Origin of the sequence: Enterobacter sp. BRE11, from assembly GCF_031844285.1 — a bacterium.
Classification (GTDB): Bacteria; Pseudomonadota; Gammaproteobacteria; order Enterobacterales; family Enterobacteriaceae; genus Pantoea.
Map to the genome: position 1 here is coordinate 218,558 of NZ_JAUZUX010000004.1, position 13,392 is coordinate 231,949.

Consider the following 13,392-nt stretch of genomic DNA (forward strand, 5'->3'; position numbering starts at 1 on the left):
GTCTGGTGTGGCGGAGGAAGAGAGATTCGAACTCTCGGATGGTTTCCCATCGGCGGTTTTCAAGACCGCTGCCTTAAGCCGCTCGGCCATCCCTCCGGGGTGATGCTTTTCACATCGGCAAAACGACGTTGCCGCATTGCCTGTTCCTGCCTGAGCAGGAAAGTGGCGGAGGAGGAGAGATTCGAACTCTCGGATGGTTTCCCATCGGCGGTTTTCAAGACCGCTGCCTTAAGCCACTCGGCCACCCCTCCGCAATGAGGCGCACTATAAACATCCCCCCGAAGGATGTAAAGCCTGTACGAATTCATTCGCCTGAAAAACAGCCAAAATGGTGTTATTCGTTGGCGAAATCGCCATTCCGCTCAGAGAAACAGCGATTTATCGCGTAAAGAAGGGTAAAACGCCTTTCCCGTTTTGCCCCCGCTGCGTATTCTCAGCGCAAACCTCGTGTTCTGATAAAGGAGCGCATTATGGACAGAATTATTTCCTCGTCTTCACGCACATCGCTGCTCAGCACCCATAAGGTGCTGCGCAATACCTATTTCCTGCTCGGCCTGACGCTGGCGTTTTCCGCCGTGACCGCCACCGCGAGCACCGTGCTGGGCCTGCCTGGTCCAGGACTGATTTTAATGCTGGTGGGTTTCTACGGCCTGATGTTCCTTACCCACAAACTGGCTGACAGCCCGATGGGGATTGTAGCGGCCTTCGCCTTCACCGGCTTTCTCGGCTACTGCCTGGGCCCGATCCTCAGCTCGTTTTTAGCCGCAGGCATGGCTGATGTGATTGCGCTGGCGTTAGGCGGCACGGCGCTGGTCTTCTTCTGCTGCTCGGCCTATGTGCTCACTACCCGCCGCGATATGTCCTTCCTTGGCGGGATGATGATGGCGGGCTTTGTGGTGCTGCTGGTGGCGGTCGTCGCCAATCTGTTCCTGCAGCTGCCTGCCCTGCATCTGGCAATCAGCGCGCTGTTTATTCTCTTTTCCGCCGGTGCCATCCTGTGGGAAACCAGCAATATTATTCACGGCGGCGAGACCAACTATATCCGCGCTACCGTTAGCCTCTACGTTTCGCTCTACAATATCTTTATCAGCCTGCTGAGCATTCTGGGCTTTGCCCGCAACGACTAGTTGCCTCGCATGTAGATAGCCTTACACAGAGCGTAACGCGTCTTGCAACAGCGCCTTCCTGACCCCGCTTCGGCGGGGTTTTGCTTTTTCTGACGGCGCAATTTGGTAGAATGCCGCCGGATAACGCAGTCAGGAGCAAACGTGGAATTTAACGGTAAAACCATTGAGGTCGACGGCGAAGGCTATTTGAAACATCGCGACGACTGGAGCGAGGCGCTCGCAGAACAGATCGCCGATAAAGAAGGCATCGCCATGAGCGATGCGCACTGGGAAGTAGTGCGCTTTGTGCGCGCATTCTATCTGGAGTACAACACCTCGCCCGCCATTCGCATGCTGGTAAAGGCGATGGCGCAAAAGTACGGCGAAGAGAAAGGCAACAGCCGCTATTTGTTCCGTCTCTTCCCGGATGGCCCGGCGAAACAGGCGACTAAAATTGCCGGCCTGCCCAAACCGGCGAAGTGTCTCTGATCAGCCGGTAGTGAAACGGCGCGGCGGCTCAGCGGGTTGATGCGGCTCCATAAGCACCTTGTCGACGCGCGCGCCGCGCGGCCCGCCCGCCTTGAGCCAGGCGATAAGCGCCTCAACCTTGTCCGGCTCGCCCCAGGCCAGCACCTCGACGCTGCCGTCATCCAGATTTCGCGCGTAACCCAACACGCCAAGCTGCGACGCCTGCGCCTGAGTGCCGTAGCGGAACCCTACGCCCTGCACTCTGCCATGCACCCATATTTTGTAACAGGTTGATGTCATCACTCTCTCCTGCCGCTGCGCGTTGCAATTTTCCGTTAACCGCCGGACAATGGCGCCTCATTTTTTCAGGTAAGCATAGCAAACTATGACCGTTCGATTGATTCTCGCTAAGGGACGTGAAAAATCCCTGCTCCGCCGCCATCCGTGGGTGTTTTCCGGTGCCGTCGCGCGCCTTGAAGGTAAAGCGCAACTGGGTGAAACCGTTGATGTCTGCGACCATAATGGCAAATTTCTCGCGCGCGCGGCCTGGTCGCCGCAGTCGCAAATTCGTGCCCGCGTCTGGAGCTGGCAGCAGGACGAATCAATTGATATCGCCTTCTTCGTGCGCCGTTTCGAGCAGGCGCGCCAGTGGCGTGACTGGCTGGCGCAGAAAGACGGGCTGGACAGCTATCGTCTGATCGCCGGCGAATCGGACGGCTTGCCTGGCGTGACCATCGATCGCTTCGGCAATTTCCTGGTGCTGCAGCTGCTCTCCGCCGGGGCCGAATACCAGCGCCCGGCGATTATCTCCGCGCTGCAGCAGTGCTTCCCCCAGTGCGCCATCTACGATCGCTCCGATGTGGCGGTGCGTAAAAAAGAGGGGCTGGAGCTGACGCAGGGCCCGGTGACCGGCGAACTACCGCCGCCGCTGCTGCCGATAACCGAACACGGCATGAAGCTGTTGGTCGATATTCAGGGCGGCCATAAAACCGGCTACTACCTCGACCAGCGTGACAGCCGTCTGGCGACGCGTCGCTACGCGCAGGATGCGCGCGTGCTGAACTGCTTCTCCTATACCGGCGGGTTTGCCGTATCGGCGCTTATGGGCGGCTGCCGCGAAGCGATAAGCGTGGACACCTCGCAGGAGGCGCTCGACGTGGCGCGCCAGAACGTTGAGCTCAATGAACTGGATCTGTCACGCGCGCAGTTTGTGCGCGACGACGTGTTCAAGCTGCTGCGCCGCTACCGCGACGCCGGTGAGAAGTTCGATCTGATTATCATGGATCCACCGAAGTTCGTGGAGAATAAAAACCAGCTGGCGGGCGCCTGCCGCGGATATAAAGATATCAATATGCTGGCGATGCAGCTGCTTAATCCCGGCGGCATCCTGATGACCTTCTCCTGTTCAGGTCTGATGACGACCGAGCTGTTTCAGAAAATCGTGGCTGATGCGGCGCTGGATGCCGGTCGCGAAGCGCAGTTTATCGAGCAGTTCCGTCAGGCGGCCGATCACCCGGTGATCGCCAGCTATCCTGAGGGACTTTATCTTAAAGGTTTTGCATGTCGTGTGGTGTGACTTGAAAAAGCGCCTTCTGACGCCATATTGATCAGGAGGCAGTTTTTCTGGAGGTCACTATGATTGCCACTAAATTTGGTATTGGTCAGCAGGTTCGCCACCGCCTTTCGGGCGTGCTGGGCGTAATAGTCGATGTCGATCCCGAATATTCGCTGGATACGCCGAAGCTTGACGAGGTCGGCGCGACCGAAACGCTGCGCCGCGCGCCCTGGTATCACGTGGTGATGGAAGATGAAGAAGGCGATCAGGTGCACACCTATATCGCTGAGATACAGCTTTCCGGCGAAACCAGTTCGGAGCATCCGGAACAGCCGGAGATGGACGAGCTGGCCGCATCCATTCGCCAGCAGCTGCAGGCACCGCGCCTGCGCCACTGATCGCAGGCGGCACTTCTGCGCCGCCTGTGATACTACGGTTTCTGTCGCGTCACGCCCAGACGCGGAATTTCTATTTTAGGACAGCGATCCATAATCACGGTCAGACCGGCATCCTGCGCCAGTACGGCGGCCTGCTCGTTGATCACGCCCAGCTGCAGCCAGAGAGTATCCGCGCCTGCCGCAATCGCTTCCTGCGCTACGCCCCACGCCGCTTCTGAATGGCGAAACACATCAACCATATCGATTTTGCCCGGGACCTCTTCCAGTTTCGCGTAGGCGGTCTGGCCCAGCAGCGTCTGCCCGGCCAGTTTCGGACTCACCGGCACCACCTCGTAGCCCTGCTCCAGCAGATATTTCATCACGCCGTAGCTCGGTCGGTCTGGACGATCGCTGGCGCCTACCAGTGCAATGCGCTGAGTGCGCGTTAACACGTCGCGAATAGTTTGATCGTTCATCTTTCTCTCCTTATTTCAGAGCATTAAATGTAGCGTTGCCCGTTAAGCGAGCCGCTCTCCAGAAAAGGGAATTTTGCACTGGCGCACAAAAAAATATGTTCAAATGTAAATTTACTGCCATAATGTAAGAATTTGCTACACACAAAACTTTGCGCCCTATTCTGGAGTCTACATGAAACTCTCTCTGGCCGTGACGGGGTTGACTGTTCTCCTCATCTCGGCAACCTGTCACGCCATCACGCTGAAGCTTGATCCGCAGATCGATCTGCTGGTGCTGGACGGGCGCAAAATTTCTGGTTCGCTGCTAAAAGGCGCCGACAGCCTTGAGCTGGAGCGCGGGCAGCATCAGTTTCTCTTTCGCGTCGAACAGCTGCGCGACGCCCGCAAAGATGCGTCGCTGCGCTATCAGTCTGCGCCGATGATCGTCACCTTCAACGCCCAGGTTAAAACCATCACCATTCGCCTGCCCGCGCTGGAAAACCGCCGCGAGCGCCACCACTTCGACCGCACGCTCAACTTCCAGCTGGTCGACGAGCGCGGCAAAGAGATCGATATTCGACGCGATCGCCTGCCTCTCTCCGCGGAAAACGATATGGAAAAGGCGATGATCCGCTATAACCGCAACGGCCAGATCGCCTCCGTTCCCCATTTCGCCGCCGTACGCGACGGTGCGGCTAACCGCCCGCCCGCTGAAGCCGAGTTTGTCTGGATAGACGAAGCGCAGTCGCCCGCCATTAAACGCTGGTTTCATCGCTTCGATCAGGCGACCCGCCAGCAATTTATGTCGCTGGTCAAATTGTTAAGGACAAGTTGATAGGCGCGAAAGACGCAGGGTAAACTCGTGCCACTCTTCTTCGCACGCGACTTCATCAGGACCTCTTTATGGAACAGACCACCCGCACGCTTGGCCTCAGCAAACATATCGCCCTCGTTGCGCACGACCACTGCAAGGCCTCGCTGCTTGACTGGGTCAAAGAGAACCAGCCCATCCTTGAACCTCACACTCTTTACGCCACCGGCACCACCGGCAATCTGATTAATCGCCATACAGGCCTGAACGTGAATGCGATGCTGAGCGGCCCGATGGGCGGCGACCAGCAGGTGGGCGCGTTGATTGCGGAAGGCAAAATTGACGTGCTGATCTTTTTCTGGGACCCGCTTAATGCGGTGCCGCACGATCCCGATGTGAAGGCGCTGCTGCGCCTCGCCACCGTCTGGAACATTCCGGTTGCGACCAACCGCGCCACGGCCAACTTTATTATTCAGTCGCCGCTGTTTGCCCAGACGGTGGAGATCGCCATCCCCGACTATCAGCGTTATCTGCAGGCGCGCCTGAGCTAATCAGGCTTTACGCAGTAGCGGCACGCCGAGCTGACGAAACGCCTCGACGAAGCGCGAAGGCTGTTCGCGATCGTAAAGCATCCAGACCTGCTGGCGCGCGCGCGTTAACGCCACATAGGCCAGCCGCCGCTCCTCCGCATCCGGGAAATCCTCCGGCGACGGCAGCAGTCCCTGCTCAATGACCGATTCACGCGCCGCGGCGGGAAAGCCCTCTTTGCCCGCCTGCAAGCCCAGCAGAATAACGACATCCGCTTCCTGTCCTTTGCTGGCGTGAATAGTCATAAAGTCGAGGTTAAGCTTCGGCCAGCGTGTTTTCGCTTTATCCAGCACGTCCGGGCGCAGATGGTGATAGCGCGCCAGCAGCAGCACCCGCTCGTCTGGTTTTACGTAGCCGCTCAGCTTGTTCAGCAGCGGCTCCAGCTGCTCCTGCGGTAGCAGGCCTGCGGCTTTTTTACTGCCTTTGATCGGGCTGTTGAGCGGCTTGCGCAGCTGGTGCGGGTTCTGCTGGATGAAGCGGTTAGCAATATCGCCGATGCGATCGTTAAAGCGATAGGTGGTATCCAGCACGCAGCGATCGCCGTCGCCGAAGTAGTGATGAAAGGCAGTGGTCAGCGTCATCTCTGCGCCGGTGAAGCGATAGATCGCCTGCCAGTCGTCGCCCACGGCGAACAGCGTGGCGCGCTTGTTTTGCTGACGCAGCGCCGCAAGCAGGGCGGCGCGCTGCGGCGAGATATCCTGAAATTCGTCTACCAGGATATGTTTCCACGGGCTGATAAAGCGTCCCTTGTCGAGAATTGCCACGGCCTGATGGATTAGCCCGGAAAAATCGACTGCGCCCTCCTCTTTCAGCGCGCTTTTCCAGGCTTTCAGCAGCGGCGCCATCAGCTTCACTCGTTTGCCGAACAGCTCGCGCACCTCTTCCGGCGCGTCAGCGATCATCGCCGCCTGCGCGCCGCCGTGCATGCGCATCAGTCCCAGCCAGCGTTCGAGGCGCGATGCCAGCCGTTTCGCCAGCCGATCGTCCTGCCAGAAGTGCCCTTCAGGCAGCTCCCACTCCAGCTCGTCGCGCAGCCACTGGCGCCAGCCGTTCGCCTGCGCCTTCTTCTCGTCGCACTGCTGACGCCAGCTGTCGATCAGCAGGGCGTGACGCGCCGCGGTATCGCTCTCTAGTTTGCTGATGACCGGCTGCTTATTGCTGCCTTCGCGGATAATGTGCAGCGCCAGCGCGTGAAAGGTGCGCGCCTGAATGTCGGTGACGCCCAGTCGCGACCGAATGCGATCGTTCATCTCTTCCGCCGCCTGACGCCCAAACGCCAGCAGCAGAATTTGATCGGGCGCGGCCAGCTTGCGCCTGAGCAGCCAGCCCGCCCGCGCCACCAGCACCGAGGTTTTGCCGCTGCCTGCGCCAGCAAGCACCAGCACCGCATCTTCGCCGTTCACCACCGCTTCGCTCTGCGACAGGTTGAGCGGCGAAGTTTCCACCGAGGCGAAAAAATCGTGATGGGCGCTGAGCATGCGCGCCGTCCAGTCGCGGTTGCGCTGACGCAGCGCCGCCTCGCCCTGCTCCAGCCAGCGCTGGCAAAGCAGGTAAGGCTCGCGGCAGCCGCTGAACTGCTCAAGGCGCGCCAGCGGCAGCGGCAGCGCGGCGAACTGTTTCTCGATGGTGGCGCGCAGCGCCTGCAGCTCGCTGCGCTTGATCCAGCGATCCTGCTCGCCGAAGCGCGCGATCTCCTGCCTGAGTTCATCCAGCACCCCGGCGCAAATCGCGCTCATCTCGGCGCTCCACGCCTGCCAGGCCTGCAGCAGATAGTGGTAGAAGCGCTGCGTCTCCTGCCATTCAGTGCCGTGCAGCCGCACTACTTTGTCGTCAGGGAGTAAAAATTCCAGCTCGCCCCAGACCATGCCGCGCTTGCAGCTGATATCAAGCAGCTCGTTGAAAGGAATCAGGTATTCGTGCCGGTCGCCGCTTACTTCCACCCCGGCCGCCAGCAGGCGTACCCGATTATAGGGATGCTGGGCAAGCCGTTTGCCCATCGATGTCGCTTTGAGTTCCATGTCCACACCGTCGAACCTGGGAAAAGAATATCGGGAGTTTACCTGTCAGACTCTTGGCGCTCCAGCCTTAAAACAGGCTAAACTTGGCGGCACATCTTGCGGAAAGCAAAAGGAAAAAAACGCCATGCGCACTGTGTTAAACATTCTCAACTTTATCCTCGGCGGGTTTATCACCACCCTTTGCTGGCTGTTCGCCACGCTGGTGAGTATCGTCCTGATCTTTACCCTGCCGCTGACGCGCTCCTGCTGGGAAATCACCAAACTCTCTCTGCTGCCTTACGGCAACGAGGCGGTGCATGTGGACGTGCTGCGCCCGGAGAGTAAAAGCGCGCTGATGAACACCGGCGGCACCTTCCTCAATATTTTCTGGCTGATCTTTTTCGGCTGGTGGCTCTGCCTGACCCATATCTCTACCGGCATCGTACAGTGCATCAGCATCATCGGCATTCCAGTGGGCCTCGCCAACTTTAAAATCGCCGCTATCGCGCTCTGGCCGGTTGGCCGCCGCGTGGTCTCGGTTGAAGAAGCGCGCGCCGCGCGCGACGCCAGCGCCCGTCGGCGCTACTGAGGCCGCCACATGATGTCCAACGCCTTGCCGGGCTGGCGCAACTATCTCTTTAACAGCAGCTGGCGCTATCTGCTGCGCATTTTTCTGGCGCTGACCGGCTGTGCGGCGGTGCCCTGGTGGCTGCATCAGATAGACTGGACCATCCCGCTGACGCTCGGCGTGGTGGCCGCGGCGCTGGCCGATCTCGACGATCGCCTTACCGGTCGGCTGCGCAATCTGCTGATTACCCTGCTCTGCTTCTGTATCGCCTCGGTGTCGGTAGAGCTGCTGTTTCCCCATCCGCTGGCCTTTATGGTCGGCCTGGCGCTCTCCACCTGGGGCTTTATTCTGCTGGGCGCGCTTGGTCAGCGCTACGCCACCATCGCCTTTGGCGCGCTCTTGATTGCCATTTACACCATGCTGGGCATCGGGCTCTTTTCACAATGGTATATGCAGCCAATAATGCTGCTGGTCGGGGCGCTCTGGTACAACGTGCTGACGCTGCTCGGCCATCTGATGTTCCCAGTGCGGCCGGTGCAGGAACAGCTGGCGGGCAGCTACGCGCAGCTGGCGCAGTATCTTGAAGCCAAGGCGAATCTGTTCGATCCCGACGGCGAGGCGCAGGATGACGCCACGCTGATCCGCACCGCAATGGTCAACAGCCAGCTGGTGGCGCAGCTCAATCTGACAAAAAGCACGCTGCAGAGCCGCCTGCGCGGCGATCGCGGTTCGCGCAGCACCCGCCGCAGCCTGCACTACTACTTTGTGGCGCAGGATATCCACGAGCGCGCCAGCTCCTCCCATCTGCAGTATCATCTGCTGCGCGACGACTGGCGTTACAACGAGATCCTGTTCCGCTTTCAGCGGCTGCTAAATATGCAGGCGCAGGCATGCCGTCAGCTCTCGCAGTGCATTTTGCTGCGCGAACGCTGGGAGCACGACCCGCGCTTCGAGCGCGCCTTCGATCGTCTGCAGACGGCGCTGGAGCGCCTGCAGCAAAACGAGCCTGATGCGCCCCATCTGCGTCCGCTTTTCTGGCTGTTGCGCAATTTGCGCGCTATCGACGCGCAGCTGGGATCGATAGAGTCTGAGCAGTCGTTAGCCAGCGAAAACCTGGCGAGCGATAACCGACTGTCGCGCGAAGGGCTCAGCGGCTGGAGCGACATTCGCCTGCGGCTGAGCCGCCATATGACCCCCGCCTCCGCGCTGTTCCGTCATGCGGTGCGCATGACGGTGGTGCTCTGTATCGGCTACGGCTTTATTCAGATTACCGGCCTCGATCGCGGCTACTGGATCCTGCTTACCAGCCTGTTTGTCTGCCAGCCTAACTATAACGCCACGCGGCGCAGGCTTGCGCTGCGTATCGGCGGTACGCTGGCGGGCATCGCTATCGGCCTGCCGGTGCTCTGGCTGGTGCCCTCGACCGAAGGCCAACTGGTGCTGATCGTGGTCAGCGGCGTGCTGTTTTTCGCCTTTCGTCAGGTGCAGTACGCGCAGGCGACGCTCTTTATCACGCTGCTGGTGCTGCTCTGCTTTAATTTGCTGGGAGAGGGATTCGAGGTGGCGCTGCCGCGCATCGTGGACACGCTGCTGGGATGCGCCCTCGCCTGGCTGGCGGTGGCGTTTATCTGGCCTGACTGGCGTTTTCGCCAGCTGCCTGCCGTGGCGGCGCGTACCCTGAACGCTAACTGTCGCTATCTGGATGCGATTATGGAGCAGTATCACCAGGGCAAAGATAACCGCCTCGCCTATCGTATCGCGCGCCGCGACGCTCACAACGCTGATGCTGAGCTGGCTTCGGTGGTCTCCAATATGAGCGGCGAGTCGCGGACGCAGCAGAAACATAAAGAGTCCGCTTTCCAGCTGCTCTGCCTTAACCACTCTTTCCTGAGCTATATTTCTGCGCTGGGGGCACACCGCGATAAGCTGAACGACGGCGCACTGCTGACGCTGCTCGACGACACGGTCTGCTATGTCGAAGATGTGCTGCAAACCGACGTGGTGAGCGACGCCGAAGCGGAAGCAATGCAGAGCGCGCTGACGCAGCGCATCAGCGATATGGCTGCCAATCAGGAGACACGCGCTCCGCTGGTGCTGCAGCAGCTGGGCTTGCTGGTCGCGCTGCTGCCAGAAATCGCCCGTCTGCGCAGGACGCTGGCGCAGCCTTAAGCGCCGTCGCCTTTCAACGTCTCCTGATACCATTCACTCAGTTCCGCCCTGACCGTTTGCGGCAGGGCGGCCTCATGGCGTCCTTCTATCGCCCCTTCCAGCGCCAGCAACGTTTTAAAGCCGATATGTTGGTTGATTGCTCTGAGCCTGAGCCAGCACCGTTTTGCTCCCAGCTCTTTCAGATGGCGCACGCTTCTTACGCCTGCCTCATGCAGCAAGAGCTCCATGCGCAGGCTGAGATTGGGCAGGTCTTTCAGCCGCAGCGGCCGCTGTTTAGCCAGCGTCTCCTGTTGAGCGGTGCGCAGCGAGGCGGCGGAGAGCGACAGCAGGCGATCGGTATCGCGCCAGAGCGCGTCGTCGACGCGATAGTAGTTAAGGCTCACCTCGGTGCCGCGCTTGCGAAACACCAGCGGCTGCATCGGCTGCCGCGCTGCATACTCCCTCAGCGCTTCGCTGGCGCGCAGATAAAGCGCGTCGTCATTGATGAGAGCGAAAACGACTTTTTCCACCGCCAGCGCATAGCCGCCGAACTGAGTGCGCGACTCAATGTGGCCTAACGCGGCCAGACGATTGCGGGACCGTTCTACAACAGGGTGCTGTTTTTTCATGACACGCTCTCCTTGTGTTCAATTAATAAAAAACCATCACTATCAATCCGTTAGAGATATAGAAAAAATCAATTAAGGGTTCAATTAATTCTTTTGTTCGAGCCCGACCTTCTCTCTTTTTTGCGAGCCGTTTTCCAAATTTGAGGTTGATCTTTATCCAGGAAGTCATTACTGTATATCCATACAGTCCAATGCTGAGTGGTTAACTTATGCGCACCCAACACTTTAATAATGCAGGCTTTGCTCACCGTCACGTTTCCGCTTCCCAGCCTTCGCAGCACAGCGGCTGGATTACGGAACTGCGCTACAGCGAGCAGCCCGGCATGATGCAAATGTTGCTGCTGCCGTTACTGCAACAGCTCAGCCAGGAGTCTCGCTGGCAGCTGTGGCTGACGCCCGCGCACAAGCTCAATCGCGCCTGGCTGCAGCAGTCAGGTTTGCCGCTGGAAAAAAGCATGCACGTTGCGGATTCTGAGCGTTGCACCTCTGTTGAGGCGATGATTAAAGCTTTGCGCACAGGAAATTACAGCGTCGTGCTGGCGTGGATACCCTATGATTTAGATGAAGAAGAGCGGCGCGAATTAGAACAGGCGGCGGCAGAAGGAAAAGCGTTAGGGTTGATTATGCGCCCAAACGGGATGAGCGAACCCACGCTGCGACCAAATAAAGGGCTAAAAATTCAGTCGGATTTGTTTCATTAAGTAAAAATAGGATTTTTCTCGCGCCGTTTACCTTTTTTGTTACAGCTAAACCACTGATTCTTTTCCCTCCAGCTTTGACAATGGTTTAGCTGCATTTTGCCTTGAAGCACGACGGCATTAAGACCGGGCGAAATGTTAGAATATGTGTATAAAGCCCTGTTTTTTTGCAGCATCCCCTCACATCATACTTGTAACTTTCCAATCTCGTTGTAGACTTTACCTCGCCAGGGTGCTCAATAATCTCCGTTTTTTAGCGGTAGAGTCATAAGCGAGCGTATTAACCCGGCGAAGGATTACAACCAAGAGCATCCCTTTTTGCTCATTGCCTATTTGGATGATAACGAGGCGCAAAATGAAAAAGACAGCTATCGCAATTGCAGTGGCACTGGCTGGCTTCGCTACCGTAGCGCAGGCCGCTCCGAAAGATGACACCTGGTATACCGGTGCTAAACTGGGCTGGTCTCAGTATCACGATACTGGTTACTACGGTAACGGTTATGGCAACAACAATGGTCCGACTCACGAATCACAGCTTGGCGCTGGTGCATTCGTAGGTTACCAGGCTAACCCGTACCTGGGCTTCGAGCTGGGCTACGACTGGCTTGGCCGTATGCCGAACAAAGGCACCGTAAACAACGGCGCATTCAAAGCACAGGGCGTTCAGCTGGCTGCTAAACTGAGCTATCCGATCACTGACGATCTGGATGTCTACACCCGTCTGGGTGGTATGGTATGGCGCGCTGACGCAACGCAGAACAACGTTGTCAACGGCCGCATCAGCAACCACGACACCGGCGTTTCTCCGCTGGCAGCAGTGGGTGTTGAATACGCTCTGACTCAGAACTGGGCAACGCGTCTGGACTACCAGTGGGTGAACAACATCGGCGACGCACAGACCGTTGGCGCTCGTCCTGACAACGGCATGCTGAGCGTAGGCGTTTCATACCGCTTCGGTCAGGATGAAGTTGCACCGGTTGTTGCTCCGGCTCCGGCACCGGCTCCAGTTGTTGAAACCAAGCGTTTCACCCTGAAGTCTGACGTGCTGTTCACCTTCAACAAAGCTACCCTGAAGCCGGAAGGCCAGCAGGCGCTGGATCAGCTGTACAGCCAGCTGAGCTCAATGGATCCGAAAGATGGTTCAGTCGTCGTTCTGGGCTTCACTGACCGCATCGGCTCTGAGCAGTACAACCAGAAACTGTCTGAGAAACGCGCTCAGTCAGTGGTTGACTACCTGGTCTCTAAAGGTATCCCGTCTAACAAGATCTCTGCACGTGGCATGGGTAAATCTAACCCAGTTACCGGCAACACCTGTGACAGCGTGAAAGGCCGTCAGGCTCTGATCGACTGCCTGGGTCCGGACCGTCGCGTAGAAATCGACGTGAAAGGCATCAAAGACGTTGTAACTCAGCCGCAGGCTTAAGTTATTTCGTAAGAAAAAACCCCGCAAAGCGGGGTTTTTTTATGTCTCTTTTCTGGCTTTTATGCGCCACGCTAGTCGCTGCCCGTTTCTGATTTGCCGAGAATCGCCTGCAGATCCTGTTTCAGGCTCGACATCTGGGTAGCGTATTTCTCTTTACGCTCGGCATCTTCGATCAGCTGAACGATAGTTTCCGATAGCGTGCAGCCGCGGCGCTGCGCCAGCCCTGCCAGTCGCTGCCACACCAGATACTCCAGATCGATCGATTTCTTACGCGTGTGCTGATGCTCAGCGTTGAAATGCCGTTTGCGGCGCGCACGAATGGTCTGTTTGAGCCGATTATCCAGGTCTGGATGAATATGTTGCGCGATCCATTCAGCCACATCGACCGGACGATTTTCTATTGCGAGCAGTTCATCTACGGCTGCCTGCGCGGCGCTGCGTTCAAGATGACGCGTGATCGGCTCGCCTTCCCGGTGTTTTTTTACCAGGTATTTCCATTTCCATCCACTTTCAAGATTTTCGAGTTGTTGGTATTTCATCGGAATCTCATCGTGACCGCGTAACAAACT

General features: G+C 58.1%; 15 protein-coding genes and 2 tRNA genes. 10 read left to right on the top strand and 7 right to left on the bottom strand.

Annotated elements, in window-relative coordinates; translation table 11 throughout:
• Positions 1 to 8 precede the first annotated feature (8 nt).
• A tRNA-Ser gene (locus Q9R34_RS06255) sits at positions 9 to 96 on the bottom strand.
• Between the two features lie 67 nt (positions 97 to 163).
• Positions 164 to 251, bottom strand: a tRNA-Ser gene (locus Q9R34_RS06260).
• 219 nt (positions 252 to 470) lie between these two features.
• Here Q9R34_RS06260 and yccA point away from each other — a divergent pair.
• The gene (yccA, locus tag Q9R34_RS06265; protein ID WP_434124587.1) at positions 471 to 1,127 is read left to right on the top strand and encodes an FtsH protease modulator YccA; all 657 of its coding nucleotides are present in this window, start codon (positions 471 to 473) and stop codon (positions 1,125 to 1,127) included.
• Positions 1,128 to 1,268: 141 nt separating this feature from the next.
• A complete protein-coding gene (gene tusE, locus Q9R34_RS06270; protein WP_216492017.1) occupies positions 1,269 to 1,595 on the top strand; it encodes a sulfurtransferase TusE in 327 nt (108 codons plus the stop codon).
• Here the strand turns inward: tusE and yccX are convergent, their stop codons facing one another.
• Positions 1,596 to 1,874: an acylphosphatase gene (yccX, locus tag Q9R34_RS06275; protein WP_434124585.1), complete on the bottom strand. Its 279-nt coding sequence runs from the start codon at positions 1,872 to 1,874 to the stop codon at positions 1,596 to 1,598.
• 85 nt (positions 1,875 to 1,959) lie between these two features.
• Between yccX and rlmI the strand changes: the two genes are divergently transcribed.
• Both rlmI and hspQ read left to right on the top strand, forming a co-directional pair.
• Positions 1,960 to 3,150, top strand: a complete 1,191-nt coding sequence (gene rlmI, locus Q9R34_RS06280) for a 23S rRNA (cytosine(1962)-C(5))-methyltransferase RlmI (protein WP_485892811.1) — start codon at positions 1,960 to 1,962, stop codon at positions 3,148 to 3,150.
• 59 nt (positions 3,151 to 3,209) lie between these two features.
• Entirely contained in the window at positions 3,210 to 3,527 is a 318-nt protein-coding gene (gene hspQ / locus Q9R34_RS06285; RefSeq protein ID WP_033751160.1) for a heat shock protein HspQ, read from the top strand.
• A 32-nt stretch (positions 3,528 to 3,559) separates the two neighbouring features.
• Here hspQ and Q9R34_RS06290 read toward each other — a convergent pair whose 3' ends face one another.
• Positions 3,560 to 3,982, bottom strand: a complete 423-nt coding sequence (locus Q9R34_RS06290) for a CoA-binding protein (protein ID WP_434124582.1) — start codon at positions 3,980 to 3,982, stop codon at positions 3,560 to 3,562.
• A 172-nt stretch (positions 3,983 to 4,154) separates the two neighbouring features.
• Between Q9R34_RS06290 and Q9R34_RS06295 the strand changes: the two genes are divergently transcribed.
• The gene (locus Q9R34_RS06295; protein ID WP_434124581.1) at positions 4,155 to 4,796 is read left to right on the top strand and encodes a YccT family protein; all 642 of its coding nucleotides are present in this window, start codon (positions 4,155 to 4,157) and stop codon (positions 4,794 to 4,796) included.
• A gap of 68 nt (positions 4,797 to 4,864) precedes the next feature.
• A complete protein-coding gene (gene mgsA / locus Q9R34_RS06300) occupies positions 4,865 to 5,323 on the top strand; it encodes a methylglyoxal synthase (RefSeq protein ID WP_434124580.1) in 459 nt (152 codons plus the stop codon).
• Here mgsA and helD read toward each other — a convergent pair whose 3' ends face one another.
• Entirely contained in the window at positions 5,324 to 7,378 is a 2,055-nt protein-coding gene (gene helD, locus Q9R34_RS06305) for a DNA helicase IV (RefSeq protein ID WP_485892813.1), read from the bottom strand. It abuts the gene before it with no gap.
• Positions 7,379 to 7,502: 124 nt separating this feature from the next.
• On the opposite strand from helD, the gene Q9R34_RS06310 reads away from it, so the two are divergent.
• On the top strand, positions 7,503 to 7,946 hold the full coding sequence (locus Q9R34_RS06310) for a YccF domain-containing protein (RefSeq protein WP_434124579.1): 444 nt from the start codon (positions 7,503 to 7,505) through the stop codon (positions 7,944 to 7,946).
• Positions 7,947 to 7,955: 9 nt separating this feature from the next.
• Positions 7,956 to 10,094, top strand: coding sequence for a YccS family putative transporter (gene yccS, locus Q9R34_RS06315; protein WP_485892815.1), 2,139 nt, complete (start codon positions 7,956 to 7,958; stop codon positions 10,092 to 10,094).
• Here yccS and Q9R34_RS06320 read toward each other — a convergent pair.
• Positions 10,091 to 10,702: a TfoX/Sxy family DNA transformation protein gene (locus tag Q9R34_RS06320; protein WP_485892816.1), complete on the bottom strand. Its 612-nt coding sequence runs from the start codon at positions 10,700 to 10,702 to the stop codon at positions 10,091 to 10,093. The two genes, yccS and Q9R34_RS06320, sit on opposite strands and share 4 nt — an antisense overlap.
• Before the next feature lie 209 nt (positions 10,703 to 10,911).
• Here Q9R34_RS06320 and sulA point away from each other — a divergent pair, with 209 nt between their 5' ends.
• Positions 10,912 to 11,403 carry an SOS-induced cell division inhibitor SulA gene (sulA, locus tag Q9R34_RS06325; protein ID WP_485892818.1) on the top strand — a complete coding sequence of 164 codons (492 nt, stop codon included), beginning with the start codon at positions 10,912 to 10,914 and terminating at the stop codon, positions 11,401 to 11,403.
• 352 nt (positions 11,404 to 11,755) lie between these two features.
• Positions 11,756 to 12,823: a porin OmpA gene (gene ompA / locus Q9R34_RS06330; RefSeq protein WP_434124573.1), complete on the top strand. Its 1,068-nt coding sequence runs from the start codon at positions 11,756 to 11,758 to the stop codon at positions 12,821 to 12,823.
• 71 nt (positions 12,824 to 12,894) lie between these two features.
• On the opposite strand, the gene matP is transcribed toward ompA, so the two are convergent.
• A complete protein-coding gene (gene matP / locus Q9R34_RS06335; protein ID WP_434124682.1) occupies positions 12,895 to 13,362 on the bottom strand; it encodes a macrodomain Ter protein MatP in 468 nt (155 codons plus the stop codon).
• Between the last annotated feature and the right edge of the window lie 30 nt (positions 13,363 to 13,392).